This window comes from Rhodococcus sp. JS3073 (assembly GCF_026810085.1).
GTDB classification, from domain to species: domain Bacteria; phylum Actinomycetota; class Actinomycetes; order Mycobacteriales; family Mycobacteriaceae; genus Rhodococcus_F; species Rhodococcus_F wratislaviensis.
On sequence record NZ_CP113951.1, the window covers coordinates 3,007,279 to 3,023,849 of the forward strand.

The 16,571-nt window shown below is 68.1% G+C and carries 13 protein-coding genes; 7 read left to right on the top strand and 6 right to left on the bottom strand.

Going from position 1 to position 16,571, the window contains the following annotated elements:
- Positions 1 to 6: 6 nt before the first annotated feature.
- Together OYT95_RS13485 and OYT95_RS13490 are read right to left on the bottom strand one after the other, a co-directional pair.
- The gene (locus OYT95_RS13485; RefSeq protein WP_268791689.1) at positions 7 to 921 is read right to left on the bottom strand and encodes an SDR family oxidoreductase; all 915 of its coding nucleotides are present in this window, start codon (positions 919 to 921) and stop codon (positions 7 to 9) included.
- Complete coding sequence (locus tag OYT95_RS13490) at positions 918 to 1,700, bottom strand: SDR family oxidoreductase (protein ID WP_037241685.1); 783 nt, start codon at positions 1,698 to 1,700, stop codon at positions 918 to 920. Before OYT95_RS13490 ends, OYT95_RS13485 begins: the two co-directional genes overlap by 4 nt.
- A gap of 114 nt (positions 1,701 to 1,814) precedes the next feature.
- Here OYT95_RS13490 and echA20 point away from each other — a divergent pair, with 114 nt between their 5' ends.
- The 4 genes from echA20 to ipdC are packed head-to-tail and all read left to right on the top strand — an operon-like array spanning position 1,815 to position 5,303.
- Positions 1,815 to 2,591 (top strand): (7aS)-7a-methyl-1,5-dioxo-2,3,5,6,7,7a-hexahydro-1H-indene-carboxyl-CoA hydrolase, encoded by a 777-nt coding sequence (gene echA20 / locus OYT95_RS13495; protein WP_112299672.1) that lies wholly within the window; start codon positions 1,815 to 1,817, stop codon positions 2,589 to 2,591.
- Positions 2,592 to 2,596: 5 nt separating this feature from the next.
- Positions 2,597 to 3,487, top strand: coding sequence for a cholesterol ring-cleaving hydrolase subunit IpdA (gene ipdA, locus OYT95_RS13500; protein ID WP_268791690.1), 891 nt, complete (start codon positions 2,597 to 2,599; stop codon positions 3,485 to 3,487).
- On the top strand, positions 3,484 to 4,245 hold the full coding sequence (ipdB, locus tag OYT95_RS13505; protein ID WP_268791691.1) for a cholesterol ring-cleaving hydrolase subunit IpdB: 762 nt from the start codon (positions 3,484 to 3,486) through the stop codon (positions 4,243 to 4,245). Before ipdA ends, ipdB begins: the two co-directional genes overlap by 4 nt.
- A complete protein-coding gene (ipdC, locus tag OYT95_RS13510; RefSeq protein ID WP_112299669.1) occupies positions 4,242 to 5,303 on the top strand; it encodes a (3aS,4S,5R,7aS)-5-hydroxy-7a-methyl-1-oxo-octahydro-1H-indene-4-carboxyl-CoA dehydrogenase in 1,062 nt (353 codons plus the stop codon). Before ipdB ends, ipdC begins: the two co-directional genes overlap by 4 nt.
- Before the next feature lie 51 nt (positions 5,304 to 5,354).
- Here ipdC and OYT95_RS13515 read toward each other — a convergent pair whose 3' ends face one another.
- The gene (locus OYT95_RS13515; RefSeq protein WP_037241699.1) at positions 5,355 to 5,633 is read right to left on the bottom strand and encodes a DUF2277 domain-containing protein; all 279 of its coding nucleotides are present in this window, start codon (positions 5,631 to 5,633) and stop codon (positions 5,355 to 5,357) included.
- Positions 5,634 to 5,670: 37 nt separating this feature from the next.
- On the bottom strand, positions 5,671 to 6,897 hold the full coding sequence (locus OYT95_RS13520; protein WP_268791692.1) for a glycosyltransferase family 87 protein: 1,227 nt from the start codon (positions 6,895 to 6,897) through the stop codon (positions 5,671 to 5,673).
- Positions 6,898 to 7,034: 137 nt separating this feature from the next.
- Here OYT95_RS13520 and OYT95_RS13525 point away from each other — a divergent pair, with 137 nt between their 5' ends.
- Positions 7,035 to 7,679 carry a helix-turn-helix transcriptional regulator gene (locus OYT95_RS13525; protein ID WP_268791693.1) on the top strand — a complete coding sequence of 215 codons (645 nt, stop codon included), beginning with the start codon at positions 7,035 to 7,037 and terminating at the stop codon, positions 7,677 to 7,679.
- On the opposite strand, the gene hutC is transcribed toward OYT95_RS13525, so the two are convergent.
- Together hutC and OYT95_RS13535 are read right to left on the bottom strand one after the other, a co-directional pair.
- The gene (hutC, locus tag OYT95_RS13530) at positions 7,612 to 8,376 is read right to left on the bottom strand and encodes a histidine utilization repressor (protein ID WP_037241705.1); all 765 of its coding nucleotides are present in this window, start codon (positions 8,374 to 8,376) and stop codon (positions 7,612 to 7,614) included. The two genes, OYT95_RS13525 and hutC, sit on opposite strands and share 68 nt — an antisense overlap.
- Positions 8,377 to 8,481: 105 nt before the next feature.
- Entirely contained in the window at positions 8,482 to 13,161 is a 4,680-nt protein-coding gene (locus OYT95_RS13535) for an NAD-glutamate dehydrogenase (protein ID WP_268791694.1), read from the bottom strand.
- A 229-nt stretch (positions 13,162 to 13,390) separates the two neighbouring features.
- Here OYT95_RS13535 and OYT95_RS13540 point away from each other — a divergent pair, with 229 nt between their 5' ends.
- Positions 13,391 to 14,827: a purine-cytosine permease family protein gene (locus tag OYT95_RS13540; protein ID WP_037241711.1), complete on the top strand. Its 1,437-nt coding sequence runs from the start codon at positions 13,391 to 13,393 to the stop codon at positions 14,825 to 14,827.
- A 59-nt stretch (positions 14,828 to 14,886) separates the two neighbouring features.
- A complete protein-coding gene (gene hutU / locus OYT95_RS13545) occupies positions 14,887 to 16,563 on the top strand; it encodes a urocanate hydratase (protein WP_128640016.1) in 1,677 nt (558 codons plus the stop codon).
- Positions 16,564 to 16,571 lie beyond the last annotated feature (8 nt).

Below are 16,571 nucleotides of genomic sequence, written 5' to 3' on the forward strand. Positions count from 1 at the left end.
ACGTACTCAGGCGCCGTACACCGGAACCGGGGTTTCGGCCTTCGCGAGCAGGTCGGCGACGACCGGCCCGATCTCCTTCGGTTCCCAGCGCGCTCCCTTGTCCTGCGTGGGGCCGTGCCGCCAGCCCTCGGCGACGGTGATCTTGCCTCCCTCCACCTCGAACACGCGTCCGGTGACGTCCTTCGACTCCGTGCTGCCCAGCCACACGACGAGCGGGGAGATGTTCTCCGGCGCCATCGCGTCGAAACCCTCCTCGGGCGCGGCCATCGCCTCCGCCATCGCGCCGCCCGCGCCGACCGTCATCCGGGTGCGTGCGGCCGGGGCGATCGCGTTGACGGTGACGCCGTAGTTCTTCAGTTCCGCGGCCGCCTGAATGGTCATCTCCGCGATGCCCGCCTTCGCGGCGGCGTAGTTGCCCTGCCCGATCGAACCCTGCAGTCCGGCACCGGAACTGGTGTTGACGATCCGGGCGTCGACCGGGTTGCCCGCCTTCGCCTCGGTGCGCCAGTACGCGGCGGCGTGGCGCAGCGTCGCGAAATGCCCCTTCAGATGGACGCGCACGACGGCGTCCCACTCCTGCTCGCTCATCCCGACGAGCATGCGGTCGCGCAGGAACCCGGCATTGTTCACCAGGACGTCCAGGCGTCCGAAGGTGTCGATGGCGGTGTTGATCAGATTCTCGGCGCCGGCCCAGTCCGCGACGTCGTCGCCGTTGACGACGGCCTCGCCACCCGCGGCGACGATCTCCGCGACCACCTGCTCGGCGGGACTCTCGCCGGTGGCGGATCCGTCGATACCGGCTCCGATGTCGTTGACCACCACCCTCGCGCCCTCGGCAGCGAACGCCAGCGCGTGGGCGCGTCCGATTCCGCGTCCGGCGCCCGTCACGATGACGACGCGACCGTCGACCACTCCACTCATGCCTTCTCCTCTGTTGATGCTGTAGCTGCCGCCAGGAAGGCGGGACGTTCTCCGCCGCCGTGGACGGTCAGTGTCGAACCGCTGACGTACGCCGCCAGCGGTGAAGCCAGGAACACCGCGCAGTTGCCGATGTCCTCGGGGCAGGCCATCCGGCCCAGCGGGACCGTGTCCCCGACCGCCGCGATGCCCGCCTCGTCGCCGTAGTGCAGATGCGCGAGTTCGGTGCGAACGAGGCCGACGACCACCGAGTTGACCCGCACCTTGGGCGCCCACTCGACCGCGAGACTGCTGGTGAGACTGTCGACGCCCGCCTTCGCCGCACCGTACGCCGCGGTGCCGGGCGACGGTCGCGAGCCGCTGACGCTGGAGATGTTCACGATCGCGCCACCCGAATCCTGTTTCTGCATCACCGCATTCGCGATCTGCGACACCAGGAGCGGGGCGAGCAGATTCAGCTCGACGATCTTGGAGTGGAACTTCGGACTCGCATCCGCGGCGAGCGCGAAGGGCGCTCCACCGGCGTTGTTGACCAGGACGTCCAGCCGGCCGTGCCGCTCCACGATCCGATCGACGAGGCCCTGCACCTGTTCCGGATCGCGGATGTCGCACGGCAGGAATTCGACCTCCCGGCCGTCCGCCTCCACCGCCGCCTCCCCCGGGCGGCGGGCACAGGCCACCACCGTCGCGCCCGCCCGCAGGAAGGTACGGCTGATGCCCGCGCCCACCCCGCGAACGCCGCCGGTCACGAGCACGATCGCCCCGTCCAGACCTGAATCCACGAATACCTCCGCTGTTGCATGTTCTCGCAGGCCCAGCTCAGAGCTCTCCGGCCCGCACATGTGCTAACTTACCAAGCAATCGCTTGGTTCGGTACAAGACGTTAGGAACATGCCATGGGCATCACCTCCACCACCGACGGAGACGGCATCACCACGGTCACCGTCGACTACCCGCCCGTGAACGCCATCCCGTCCCGGGGCTGGTTCGAGTTGGCCGACGCCGTACTCGACGCGGGGCGGAATCCGGACACCCACGTGGTGATCCTGAGAGCGGAGGGACGCGGGTTCAACGCCGGCGTCGACATCAAGGAAATGCAGGCCACCGACGGATACGGCGCTCTGGTCGACGCCAACCGCGGCTGCGCGGCCGCGTTCGCCGCCGTCTACGACTGCGCCGTGCCCGTCGTGGTCGCGGTCAACGGATTCTGCGTCGGCGGCGGCATCGGCCTGGTCGGGAACGCCGACGTGATCGTCGCGTCCGACGACGCCGTCTTCGGACTGCCCGAGGTCGACCGCGGCGCACTCGGCGCCGCCACCCACCTCGCCCGCCTCGTCCCCCAGCACATGATGCGCACGCTGTACTACACGGCGCAGAACGTCACCGCCCAGCAACTCCAGCACTTCGGATCGGTGTACGAGGTGGTGCCGCGCGAGAAACTCGACGACACCGCCCGCGACATCGCCGCCAAGATCGCAGCCAAGGACACCCGGGTCATCCGCTGCGCCAAGGAAGCCATCAACGGCATCGACCCCGTCGACGTGAAGACCAGTTACCGCCTCGAGCAGGGCTACACCTTCGAACTCAACCTGGCCGGCGTCTCGGACGAGCACCGCGACGAGTTCGTCGAAACCGGCAAGCCCCGCTCCAACTCGAACAACAGGAAAGGCTGACATCGATGGCGAGCAAGCGCGACAAGAGGATGTCGCTCGACGACGCGGTCGGGGAACTGCGCAGCGGCATGACCATCGGCATCGGCGGCTGGGGTTCGCGCCGCAAGCCGATGGCGCTGGTCCGGGCGCTGCTGCGCTCGGACGTCACCGACCTCACCGTCGTCACCTACGGCGGCCCCGACCTGGGGTTGCTGTGCTCGGCGGGCAAGGTCAGGAAGGCGTACTACGGTTTCGTGTCCCTCGATTCGGCACCGTTCTACGACCCGTGGTTCGCGAAGGCGCGGACCGCGGGTGAGATCGAGGTCCGCGAAATGGACGAGGGCATGATCAAGTGCGGCCTCGAGGCCGCCGCCGCCCGGCTGCCGTTCCTGCCGATCCGCGCCGGGCTCGGCTCCGACGTCCGGGCTTTCTGGGGCGACGAACTGCGCACCGTCACCTCCCCCTACCCGGACGCGTCCGGCAAGTCGGAGACGCTGATCGCGATGCCCGCCCTGAAACTCGATGCGGCACTGGTACATCTGAACCTCGGCGACAAGCACGGCAACGCCGCCTACACCGGCGTCGACCCCTACTTCGACGACCTGTACTGCGCGGCCGCCGAGAAGCGGTTCGTCTCCGTCGAACGCGTGGTGGAGACCGAGGAACTGGTGAAAACCGTTCCGCTGCAGAACCTCATTCTCAACCGCATGATGGTCGACGGCGTGGTGGAGGCCCCGAACGGCGCCCACTTCACCCTCGCCGGAGACAGCTACGGCCGCGACGAGAAGTTCCAGCGCCACTACGCCGAATCGGCGAAGACCCCCGAGGCGTGGCAGCAGTTCGTCGACACCTACCTGTCCGGCAGCGAGGACGATTACCAGGCCGCCGTGAAGAAATTTGCAGAGGAGCAGGCATGAGCGAGACGATCACCGAAGTCACCCGCGCGGAGTACTGCGCGATCGCGTGCGCCGAAATCTTCTCCGGGGCAGGCGAGATCATGGCCAGCCCGATGGCCACCCTGCCCCTGATCGGTGCCCGGCTCGCGCGACTGACAGCCGAACCCGACCTGCTGATCACCGACGGCGAGGCCCTGATCTTCGCGGACACCCCCGCGGTCGGCGCGAAGGCCCCGATCGAGGGCTGGATGCCGTTCCGGAAGGTGTTCGACGTCGTCGCCTCCGGCCGGCGGCACGTGGTGATGGGCGCCAACCAGATCGACCGGCACGGCAACCAGAACCTGTCGGCGTTCGGTCCGCTGCAGCAGCCGACACGTCAGATGTTCGGCGTCCGTGGTGCTCCCGGCAACACGATCAACCATCCCACCAGCTACTGGGTGGGCAAACACTCCTCACGGGTGTTCTGCGACAAGGTCGACATCGTCTCCGGTGTCGGCTACGACCAGATCGACCCGGAGAACCCGGCCTACCGCTTCCATCACCTGCACCGGGTGGTGAGCAACCTCGGGGTGTTCGACTTCGGCGGACCCGACCACACGTTCCGGGCGCTGTCGCTGCACCCCGGCGTCACCGCCGACCAGGTCGCCGAGAACACCTCGTTCGAGGTGGCCGAGCTGGCCGACGCCGGCGTGACCCGCGAACCCACCGACGAAGAACTGCGGCTCATCCGCGAGGTCCTCGACCCCCGCAGCCTGCGCGACCGGGAGGTGTCGGCATGAGCAGTCTCAGAACGCCGCTGACCGAACTGGTCGGCGTGCAGCACCCGGTGGTCCAGACCGGGATGGGCTGGGTGGCCGGACCGCGGCTCGTCGCGGGCACCGCCAACGCCGGCGGTCTCGGCATCCTGGCGTCGGCGACGATGACGTACGCCGAACTCGAGGCAGCGATCGCCAAGACGAAGACCCTCACCGACAGACCGTTCGGAGTCAACATCCGCGCCGACGCGTCCGACGCCCCGCAACGCATCGACCTGCTGATCCGGGAGAACGTGCGCGTCGCGTCGTTCGCGCTGGCACCGAAGCAGGAACTGATCGCGAAGCTGAAAGCCGCCGGGGTGGTGGTCATACCGTCGATCGGTGCCGCCAAACACGCCAAGAAGGTCGCGTCGTGGGGCGCCGACGCGGTGATCGTGCAGGGCGGCGAGGGCGGCGGGCACACCGGCCCGGTGGCCACCACGCTGCTACTGCCGTCGGTGCTCGACGCCGTCGACATCCCCGTCGTCGCGGCGGGCGGCTTCTACGACGGACGCGGGCTCGCCGCCGCCCTCGCCTACGGCGCCGCCGGCGTCGCGATGGGCACCCGCTTCCTGCTCACCCAGGAATCGACGGTCCCCGACTCCGTCAAACAGGAATACCTCGCCCGCGGATTGCAGGACACCACCGTCTCCCGCAAGGTCGACGGCATGCCCCACCGGGTCCTCAACACCGACCTCGTCAACAGCCTCGAACACTCCGGGAACGTGCGCGGCCTGGTCGCGGCCGCCCGCAACGCGTCCAAGTTCCGGGCCATGACCGGCATGAAATGGTCGACCCTCGTCAAGGACGGCCTCGCCATGAAGAAGTCCAGCGACCGCACCTGGCAGCAGATCATCATGGCCGCCAACACCCCGATGCTGCTCAAGGCCGGGCTCGTCGAGGGCAACACCCACGCCGGCGTTCTCGCCTCCGGGCAGGTCGTCGGACTGCTCGACGACCTGCCCACGTGCAAGGACCTCATCGACGGCATCGTCGCCGACGCGATCAAACGCATCGACGCGCTCGGCGCCCTGCGCGCCTGAACCAACGGGACGCTCGTTCGATCAGACGCAACGAGCGTCCCGTTCGTCCGGCTAGGAGGACGCGGCCTTCGCCGCGATCCGCGCCCGGACCTCCGGCCGTCGCAGCGGGGGCACCGTCTGCGGCGGCTGCTTCCGCGGCGGCAATGCCGCGAGCAGCTTCGTGGTGGCCTCGGTGACGACGGCTACCGCCTCCTCGAAGGGCTCACGGTTGGCGTCCGACAGCTTCTGGATTCCGCTGACCTTCCGGACGTATTGACGCGCCGCCGCCTCGATCTCCTCCGCGGTGGCCGCCGGTTCGAGTCCGCGCAGCTCGGTGATGTTTCGGCACATGACTCGACGATAGCGCCGCGCCGCCCTCGGCGCGGCCTCAGCTGCGGGCGGGCTCCAGCGCGTCGTCGTCCGCGGGCACGGCGTCCGTCTCGACGTCCGGCAGCGGGGTGCGGGACCGTGCGGCCACGACTGCCGCTCCGAGCAGGACCAGCGCGATGAGGCACTGCGAGCTTCCGATCACCTCACGTACGGCCGCCTCCACCCAGCCGGACGACGCGGACTGCAGGACGAAGTTCGGGCCGATCAGGAAGATCAGGGTCGCGGTGCCGACCAGGGGTCGCCAGCTGCGGTACTGCGGTGCGATCAGGATCGGGATCAACAGGATGCTGTATGCCCAGTGGTGGGTGACGGCGAACGGCGCGGCGAGCAGGGACGCCAGGGCCACGATCGACAGCGCGATCAGGTGCTCACCGGACCGGGTGAAGCGATACGCCGACCACGCCGCGGCGGACACGATGACGGCTGCGCTGAGCACCCAGAGAATGCTGGCAAGGCGGCCCTCCGCGCCGAGCCGCGCGATGACGCCGGTGACGGCCTGGTTGCGGAAGAAGTCAGGCGCACCCGCACGGCCGGTGGCGAAGAATTCGGTGGTCCAGAACCACATCGACGACTGCGGCAGCAGCCAGAAGCCGAGGCCGACGGTGACCAGGATCGTGGCGAGGGATCGTCCGATCGAGCGGAAGTCGCGGCGGACGAGCAGGACCAGCAGGAAGGCTGCGGGGGTGATCTTGACGGCCGCGGCGAGGCCGATCGCGACTCCGCGGAACCGCTTCGGGATCACACCGGTGCAGTCGGCGACCACGAGCGCCATCAGGATGATGTTGATCTGACCGAAGTCGAAGTTCGAGCGCATCGGCTCGAGCAGAAGCACCGGCCCCATGGACAGCAGAGCGAGAAGTTCGGGGCGTCCTACGTCGAGCTTGGACAGCGCCACCTTGACCATCCACCACACGAGCCCGAGGTTGAGGGCGCACCACAGCGCCTGCAGGACCGCCGGGTCGATCTCCGCCATCGGCGCGAAGAGGATCGCCGCGAAGGGTGCGTAGATGAACCTGAACCCGGAACTGCTCGGGAAGTCCGCGGAGTAGAGCGGCAGTCCACTGACGAAGGCGTAGCCGGCGTCGCGGAACACGGAGAGGTCCATCAGGTAGCCGGTCGCCGCATCGAACTCTCGGTAGGCCACCGCCCCCGAGGAGAGGACGCCCACGAGGAGCGCGAAGGCGTGAAGACGATAAGCCCTGAACTTCGATTCACTCTGTAACAAGAATTTGTTCTTTCATGATCGGCGTCGTGGTCAACGATCCACCGTAGCGGGCCGTGACCCAATCGTGACAAAGGCGAGGTCATGGTGCCCGAAGCGCGCACTTCGTCATAGTTTATTCAGACCGATATATTTCAACCATGCCCGGACGCGTCCTCGACAACCCCCTCGTCCTGCCGGTGCTCGGCCTGCTCCTCGAATCGCCGATGCACCCGTACCAACTGGAGGTCACGCTGCGCGACCGCAGCGAGGAGGGCCAGTGGCCGCTCAATCGCGGCTCGCTGAACAATGTCGTCGCGGCCCTGGCCGCGGTCGGCTGGATCGAGGAACACGAACGTGCACAACGGGAAGGTCGGCCCGCCCGCACCGTCTACGCCCTCACCGACACCGGACGCGCGGAACTCGTGAACCGCCTCGACCTCCAGATCCGCAGTGCCGCACGAGAGTTCTCCCCGTTCTTCGCGGCGATCAGCTACCTCGGCGCGCTGGGACGCGCGGGCGCCGTCGACGCGCTGACCGAACGCGCCGAGCGACTCACCGCGAGAATCGAATCCGACCAGGAGCGGCTCACCCGAGCGCTCGACGACGGAGTGCCTGCGCTGTTCGTCGTCGAAGCGGACTACGCACTCCACGCGGCGCGGGGCGAACTCGCCTGGATCGCGTCGACGATCTCCGACATCCACGCGGGCCGCCTCACCTGGCCCGCCCCACACGATGTCAGCCCGTCCCGAACGTCCCTTCGAGCCGATTCCGCGAACCGGGATGGACGAGACGCGCGGCGCTGACGAGCCCCCGCGAGGACCATGTGCGACGCCGGATCATCAGGCACGGTTCGGTGCGCTCGATATGGAGGAGCCGGCATTCGTCGGGTGAGGCGAGGATCGCTTCGACGACGTGCTCGCCCCTCGTCAGCGGAGCTTCCACGCTCAGATAGTGATTGGGTGTCTGCTGGGTGAAGTCCTGGTCGAGATACCCGGGCGCCTCGGCGGGATTGACGAACCGGTCCTCGAGCTGGATCGGTGTGTCGTCCTCGTAGTGGATCATCAGCGAGTGGAACACCTTGCCGCGGATCGAATCCCGGATGAAGGCGTTCGCCGGATCGGCGTCTTCCTCACGCACGTACACCACTTCGGTGCGATGGCGGTGTCCGCGTTGCTGGATCTCGTCCGCAATGTTCTTGACCTCGAACAGGGACGATGCCGTCTTCGTGGCCGCCACGAACGTCCCCACACCCATCAGGCGCACCACGAGGCCTTCGGCGCTGAGTTCGCGCAGCGCGCGGTTGATGGTCATGCGGGACAGACCCAGAGCGCCGACGAGCTGATTCTCCGAGGGCAGCTGATCGCCCTCCTGCCAGCGGCCGGCGTTGATCTGCGACACGATCAGCTGCTTGACGCGTTCGTACGCCGGGGCCGACTCCGTCCCCGGTCCGTTGTACAACGCAGCAAGCTCCGCGTCGACTACTGCGATCTCCACCACCACTGACACCCATCCCTCTGCAACACCGATGAACTTCCCGTGCAGTCGGCCGTTGCAGTCTATCGGCCGACTGCACGGGCAAGCCCTCATCGCGCGGTGCGCCCCGTGTCACCTCACCATGCTGCGCAGTTGTCTGGTCGCGACGGAGAGGGCGGCCAGGTCGTGCTCCCCCGATTCCGTGACGGCGTCGAGCGTGTGGCGGGCACGCGCCAGCCGGGCGGCGTTGCGGTCCTCCCACTCCCCGATCTTCTGTTCCGCCGTGTCGATCACCTCACTGCCCGAGATCACGTCGAGGCACAGCGCCCGGACGGTGTCGTACAACTCGTCGCGCAGCGACAACCGGGCCAGCGCGTTCCACCTGGTTCCCCGTCCCAGTTGCGAGACCCCCACGAGCAGGTGCACCAACCCGAGGCACTCCCCGAGCCGGTAGTACACCTCGGCCACTTCGCGGGGATCGCGCTGGGTGATGTCGGCGATCTCGACGATGTCCAGCAGCGCGAACCGATCCAGGAGCAGTTGCACCCGCCCGGCCAGGTCCACGGGGACACCGCGAGCCACCAGCGCGGCCGTGCGACTCCGGAGATTCTCCGCGTCCTCACCGCACAGCCAGCCCGCGACGTGCGGTGTCAGGTCCGCGACGCGGTCACGGAATCGGCTGATCTCGGCCCCGACCGCGAGCGGCTGGGGCCTGCGGGTCAGCATCCAGCGCGACGCACGGTCGAGCAGCCGCCGGGTGAACAGCGTGAGGTCGTCCGAGAGCGCGGCGTCGAGGTGGGCGTCCCGGATGTCGCGCCGGAGCGACGGCAGGTCGAACACGGCCGACACCACCGCAAAGGCCCGCACGGCGTCGGCGCCGCTCGCTCCGGCCTCCTCGCCCAGCCGGAAGGCGTAGGTGATGCCGCCGTTGTCGACGACGTCGTTGGTGAGGACCGTTGCGACGATCTCCCGGCGCAGCGGATGGTCGCCGACGGCGTCGCCGAAGGACTCCCGGAGCCTGCGCGGGAAGTACCCGGCGAGGGCGTCCGCGAATGCCGGGCTGTCGGGCAGGTCGCCGGCGAGCAGGTCCGACTTCAGGGCCAGCTTGACGTGCGCCATGAGGGTCGCGAGTTCGGGCGAGGTGAGTCCCGTCTCCGCGCGCTCCCGGGCGGCGATCTCCTTCCTGGACGGCAGCACCTCGATGGCGCGGTCCAGACCGTAGCGGCTTTCCAGATGGCCGATGAGCCGTCCGTGCACCGTGAGGGACGCGGCGGCGTCGGCCCGGCTCGTGCCCAGCACGTCGTTCTGGGCGACGTTGTCGGAGAGCACGAGACGTGACACCTCCCCGGACATCTCGGCGAGCAGACCGGCGCGGTCGTCGGCGGCGAGACGACCGCTGCTGACCAGAGCATCGAGCAGGACCTTGATGTTGACCTCGTGGTCGGAGCAGTCCACGCCCGCCGAGTTGTCGAGGGCGTCCGTGTTGATTCGTCCTCCGGAGCGGGAGAATTCGATGCGTCCCAGCTGGGTGAAGCCGAGGTTGCCGCCCTCTCCGACCACCCGGGCCCGGACGTCGGCGCCGTCGACGCGGACGCCGTCGTTGCCCTTGTCTCCCACGTCGAGATGGGTTTCGGTGCCCGACTTCACGTAGGTCCCGATGCCGCCGTTCCACAGCAGATCGACCGGAGCCTGCAGGATCGCGCGGACGAGGTCGGGTGGGGGCAGTTCGGAGGTCCCGGGGCTCAGTCCGAGAGCGCGCCTCGCCTCCTCGCTGATCGGAACGCTCTTCCTCGATCGTTCCCACACCCCGCCGCCGGCACTGATCAGACCGGGCGCATAGTCCGCCCACGACGACCTCGGCAGCGCGAAGAGCCGTTCCCGCTCCGCGAAGGACGTGGCCGCGTCGGGGTTCGGGTCGAGGAACACGTGACGGTGGTCGAACGCGGCGACGAGCCGGATGTGCGGGCTCGCGAGCATTCCGTTGCCGAACACGTCGCCGCTCATGTCGCCGATCCCGACGGCCGTGAACTCCTGCGACTGGGTGTCGACACCCATCTCCCGGAAGTGCCGCTTCACGCTCTCCCACGCGCCCCGGGCGGTGATGCCGAGCGCCTTGTGGTCGTAGCCGACGGATCCGCCCGACGCGAACGCGTCACCCAGCCAGAACCCGTACTGTGCCGCAACGTCGTTGGCGATGTCGGAGAACGTCGCGGTGCCCTTGTCCGCGGCGACGACGAGGTACGTGTCGTCGCCGTCGTGCCGCACCACCCGCGGCGCCGGGATCACGGCACCGGTCGCGAGGTCCACGTTGTCGGTGACGTCCAGCAGTCCGCTGATGAAGCTGCGGTAGCAGCGAACGCCCTCGGCGCGTTGGGCGTCCCGATCCCGCAGCGGGTCGCCGGTGGGAGCCGGCGGACGCGCGACGACGAACCCACCCTTCGCGCCGACGGGCACGATCACCGAGTTCTTGACCGCCTGTGCCTTCACCAGGCCGAGCACCTCGGTGCGGAAGTCTTCCTTGCGGTCGGACCACCGCAACCCTCCCCGCGCCACGGCGCCGAACCGCATGTGCACGCCCTCGACCCACGGCGAGTAGACGTAGATCTCGAAGCGGGGCCGCGGCTGCGGCAGTTCCGGGATCCGCTGCGGATCGAATTTGAACGACAGGACCTGACGTTCCCGGCCCGAGGGGGCGTAGCGGTTGGTGCGCAGCGTCGCCAGGATCACATTCAGGTAGGCGCGCAGGATGCGGTCGGCGTCCAGGCCGAGGACGTCGCCGATCGCCGTTTCCAGCGACGCGATCAGGTCACCGCACTCCGCTGTGCCGTCCGGATCGAACCTCGCGGCGAACAGCCGGATCAGTGCCTGGGAGATCTCCGGATGATCACCGAGGACCGTCGCGATGTGGTTCTGGCTGTACGGGAATCCACCCTGCCGGAGGTACCGCGCGTATGCCCGCAGCACCTCCACCTGACGCCAGTCCAGGCCGGCGCGGAGTACGAGTTCGTTGAAACTGTCCGTCTCGGCCCGGGACTCCCAGGCCGCGGCGAACGTCTCCGTGAAGCGACCCGGCAGCGCGTCGTCCACCGGCCCCGGCGATGGGTAGCGAATCCCGAACTCGTACATCCAGCACACCGTTCCGCGACTGTTCGCGACCGTGTACGGACGCTCGTCGAGAACCGCGACACCCATGCTCTGCAGGATCGGGAGAACGTCACTGAGGGAGGCGGGTGCACCGCCGACGAAGAAGGTGAAGCGCCACTCCGCCGCGTTAGCGTCGAGCCGCGTTTCGATCGCGCCGTCCGTCAGCCTCTCGAACACCGCCAGATCGGCACGGGCGCGCCGGGCGTCGAAGTCGTGCTTGTACACCTCGGGGAAATGCTCCGAATAGTGCGCGAGGAGATCGCGTTCGGCTGTGTCGAGTTCGTCGTGGAATCGGTCGTCCCAGGTCCGGCAGGCCCGGGAGATCCGACGCTGGATCACCAGTCGCCGGGTGTCCGTCACCTCGGTGTCCGCCGGGACCCGCATCGTGAAGTGCACCATCGCCAGCGGGTACTCGGACACGTTCGTGGTGTATTCGACTGCGGTGCCGTCCAGTTCGTCCAGCAGGACGCGCTGGGCCGCCAGGCGCGTGCGCGTGTTGTACCGATCTCGCGGAATGAACACCAGTGCCGACATGCTCTCGCCCGGGACGTCCGTGCGCAGGAAGAGGTGAATGTGTTCACGCGCGGTGATGCCGGCGACCTCGGTGAGGGCCGAATGCAGCGAGTCCGGGCTGGCCGCGAACAACTCGGTCAGCGGCAGCGCCTGCACGACCTGCAGCACGGCCTGCCCGGAGAAGGAGTCGATGTCGAAACCGGCACGGTCGAGCAGGGCCCGCACCCGGCGTCCCGCACCCGGAATGTCCAGGACGTTCTCGTGCCTGCCCGCCGGGGTGAACGCGCCGACGAAGCGGTGCTCCACTCCTCCGGCCCGGACGCCGACCACCGACGGGTACGACGAACGGTGCACAGACACCGGAAGGGCCGCCTGCCCGATCGCGAGGACGGGGCCGGGTTCCGTGGCCGGCGCCCGATCGCCCTCCCGGTCGTGGAGCACGCCGAGACTCTCCTCGGGTGCACCGTCGGCGCCGTACCGCGCGTACCCGAGGACGGTGAAGTTGCCCGCTTCGCACCAGCGCAGGAAGTCGGCGGCCTCGCGGAGTTCTTCGGACAACGAGTCCTGCCCGCTCTGCGAGTCGAGTTGTTCGGAGACCTGGATCTGGAGTTCGCGCATGCGCGCCAGATCGCGGTCCACCCGGCGCACGTCGACGAGGACGGTGTTCAACGCCTCGACCAGCGCGGCGACGAGGGAGTTCGCGGTGTCGAAGCGCAGACCGACGTGAATCCACGACTCCGGCGTCCCCGAGTCGGTGGCAGGCAGAAGGTCGGTGAGGGTGCCCGACTCCGCGCGGCGGGCGACGAGGACCGGATGCAGCGCCTCCTCGATCGGTGCGCCGACCCTGGCCGCGGTCAGCAGTACCGATTCGACGAGCAGGGCCATGTCGTCGGTGACGATCTGGACCGCAGGCCCGATCCCGCTGGGGTCTGTTGCGTTGATTCCGCGCACCACCGCGGTCCCGGGGTTCCGGTTCCACCCGGTCTCGAGATGTGTGTTCGCGATGCGATCACGCGCCTCCGGATCTGCGCCGTCGGCAGAGGGATGACCGGCGGCGCGGAGGTAGAGGTCGCGGAAACGCCCGGGCGCTTCCGGAGCGGAAAATTGCTGTTCATCGCGCTCGAGCGAATGTGAGGACGTCGAAATTACTCTCATGTCAGTACCTTCCGTCGGGAGCATCGACACTCCCGACTGGTGCAGTGGCGGGCCGGCACGCCTCTCGGCTGGGTCCTTGGAGAACGCTTGACAGGGGGTTGTCTATACAGGACTATACATCTAAGGCGATAAAAAACGTGAGTCAGAGCACACTGGATTCAGGACATGGGACAGAGCACCCGGGACCGACCCAGCAGCGCCGGACTCGTCACAGAGAGACACAGGGCCTATGACACACGAGGGACCTCCCGAGATCAGCCTCGCGCCGGAGCGTCGCACCATCGACGTCGTCCCGGACGACGAGCGCCACGGATCTCCGCGCAGCCAGTTCACGCTCTGGTTCGGCGCCAACATGCAGATCACCGCGATCGTCGACGGCGCCCTCGCGGTCGTCTTCGGCGCCGACGCGCTGTGGGCCATCGTGGGCCTGCTGATCGGCAACGTCTTCGGCGGTGCCGTCATGGCACTGCACTCCGCCCAGGGACCGCGCCTCGGCCTGCCCCAGATGATCTCGAGCCGGGCCCAGTTCGGCGTTCTGGGCGCCGTGCTCCCGCTGGTTCTCGTCGTCCTGATGTATCTCGGTTTCGCCGCGACCGGCAGCGTCCTCGCGGGTCAGGCCGTGAACGAGATCCTCCACATCGACAGCCCGACGGTCGGCATCCTCATCTTCGGCGCGATGACCGCGTTCGTGGCGGTGACCGGCTACAAACTCATCCACGTGGTCGGGAAGATCGCGACCGTCGTCGGCATCCTCGGGTTCACCTACCTCGCGATCCGCTTGTTCGCCGAGTACGACGTGGCCGCGTTCGTCGGGAACAAGGGCTTCGACATCGTCACATTCCTCCTCGCGATCTCGCTCGGCGCGGGCTGGCAGCTGACGTTCGGACCGTACGTCGCGGACTACTCCCGCTACCTGCCGCGCTCGACCAGCGAGCGGACGACGTTCTGGTCGACGTTCGCGGGCAGCGTGATCGGCTCACAGTGGTCGATGACGCTGGGCGCGCTCGTCGCCGCCGTCGCCGGCGATGCGTTCCTCAGCGACCAGGTCGGCTTCATCGGTGAACTCGCCGGACCCGCCGCGATCGCCCTGATGATCTACCTGGTGATCCTGGTCGGGAAGCTCACCGTCAACTGCCTCAACGCCTACGGCGGTTTCATGTCGATCCTCACCACGGTGACCGCCTTCAACGGACAGTCGCGTATCTCGTCCCGGGCCCGCACCCTGTACATCATCGGGTTCGTCGCCGTGTCGATGCTGATCGCGATCGGCGCCAGCGCCGACTTCCTGAACAACTTCAAGAACTTCGTCCTCGTGCTGCTGATGGTCTTCACCCCCTGGAGCGCCATCAACCTGATCGACTACTACCTCATCTCCAAGGAGCGCGTGGACATCCCGGCGCTGTACGACCCGGCGGGCCGCTACGGCCGCTGGAACAAGACGGCAATGATCTGTTACGCCGTCGGCGTTCTCGCGCAGATCCCGTTCCTCGCCCAGAAGCTCTACACCGGACCCGTCACGGAAATGCTGGGCGGCGCGGACATCTCGTGGATTGTCGGCATCGTCTTCACCGGCGCCATCTACTACCCGCTCGCCCGGCGCAACAGCAACCCACCCGCCTCGATGATCTATCCCGCGAATACCGCGATGGCGGATTCACGACTGTGAATCACGCCGACACCCAGACTTTCCCCTCTCCCACGTTCGACCATCAAGGAGTACACGACATGACCACCACGACGCCTCCGGTTTCCGGACCCCGCCACGTGTCGGCGCCCCGCGGCACCGAACTGACGACACTCGGCTGGCAGCAAGAAGGCGCCCTGCGCATGCTGATGAACAACCTCGACCCCGAGGTCGCCGAGCATCCCGACTCCCTCGTCGTCTACGGCGGCACCGGCAAGGCCGCGCGCAGCTGGGAGGCGTTCGACGCGATGGTCCGGACGTTGAAGACCCTGAAGTCGGACGAGACGATGCTGGTGCAATCCGGCAAGCCGGTCGGTGTGTTCCGCACCAGCGAGTGGGCTCCCCGCGTCCTCCTCGCGAACTCGAACCTGGTGGGCGACTGGGCCAACTGGGAGGAGTTCCGCAAGCTCGACGCCCTCGGCCTGATCATGTACGGGCAGATGACGGCCGGGTCGTGGATCTACATCGGCACGCAGGGCATCCTGCAGGGCACGTACGAGACGTTCGGCGCGGTCGGCCGGAAACGCTTCGGTGGCACGCTCGCCGGCACCATCACGCTGACCGCGGGACTCGGCGGCATGGGCGGCGCCCAGCCCCTCGCCGTGACGATGAACGACGGCGTCGCGATCTGCGTGGACTGCGACGTCACCCGCATCGACCGCCGGATCGCACACAAGTACCTCGACACCAAGGCCACCGACATCCACGACGCCCTGCGTCTCGCGATCGAGGCCCGCGACGCAAAGCGCCCTCTGTCGATCGGCCTCGAAGGCAACGCCGCGGAGATCTTCCCGGAACTGCTCGCCATGAACGCCCCCATCGACATCGTCACCGACCAGACGTCGGCGCACGACCCGCTGTCGTACCTGCCGCTCGGCGTCGATTTCGCCGACATGAAGGCGATGGCCGACAAGGACCCGGTGAAGTTCACCGAGGACTCCCGCGCGTCGATGGCACGGCACGTCGCCGCGATGGTCGGCTTCCTCGACAAGGGCGCCGAGGTGTTCGACTACGGCAACTCCATCCGTGACGAGGCCCGCAAAGCCGGCTACTACCGCGCATTCGACTTCCCCGGATTCGTGCCCGCCTACATCCGTCCGCTGTTCGAGGAGGGCCTCGGCCCGTTCCGCTGGGCCGCGCTGTCGGGCGACCCGAAGGACATCGCCGCCACCGACAAGGCGATCCTCGAACTGTTCCCCGAGAACGAGCACCTCAAGCGCTGGATCACGATGGCGGGCGAGAAGGTGGCGTTCGAGGGTCTGCCCGCCCGGATCTGCTGGCTCGGCTACGGCGAACGGCACAAGGCCGGCCTGAAGTTCAACGAGATGGTGGCGTCCGGCGAGCTGTCCGCGCCCGTCGCCATCGGCCGCGACCACCTCGACTCCGGATCCGTCGCGTCCCCGTACCGCGAGACCGAGTCGATGCTCGACGGCTCCGACGCGATCGCCGACTGGCCGCTGCTCAACGCACTCGTCAACACGGCGTCGGGCGCGTCGTGGGTGTCCATCCACCAGGGTGGCGGCGTCGGCATGGGACGGTCCATCCACGCCGGTCAGGTGTGCATCGCGGACGGCACCGCCCTGGCCGCCGAGAAGCTGGAGCGGGTCCTGACCAACGATCCCGGCATGGGTGTCATCCGGCACGTCGACGCCGGATACGACCACGCCATCGACGTCGCCAAGGAGCGCGGCGTGCGCGTGCCGATGTCCGAAGGATGACCGCAGGC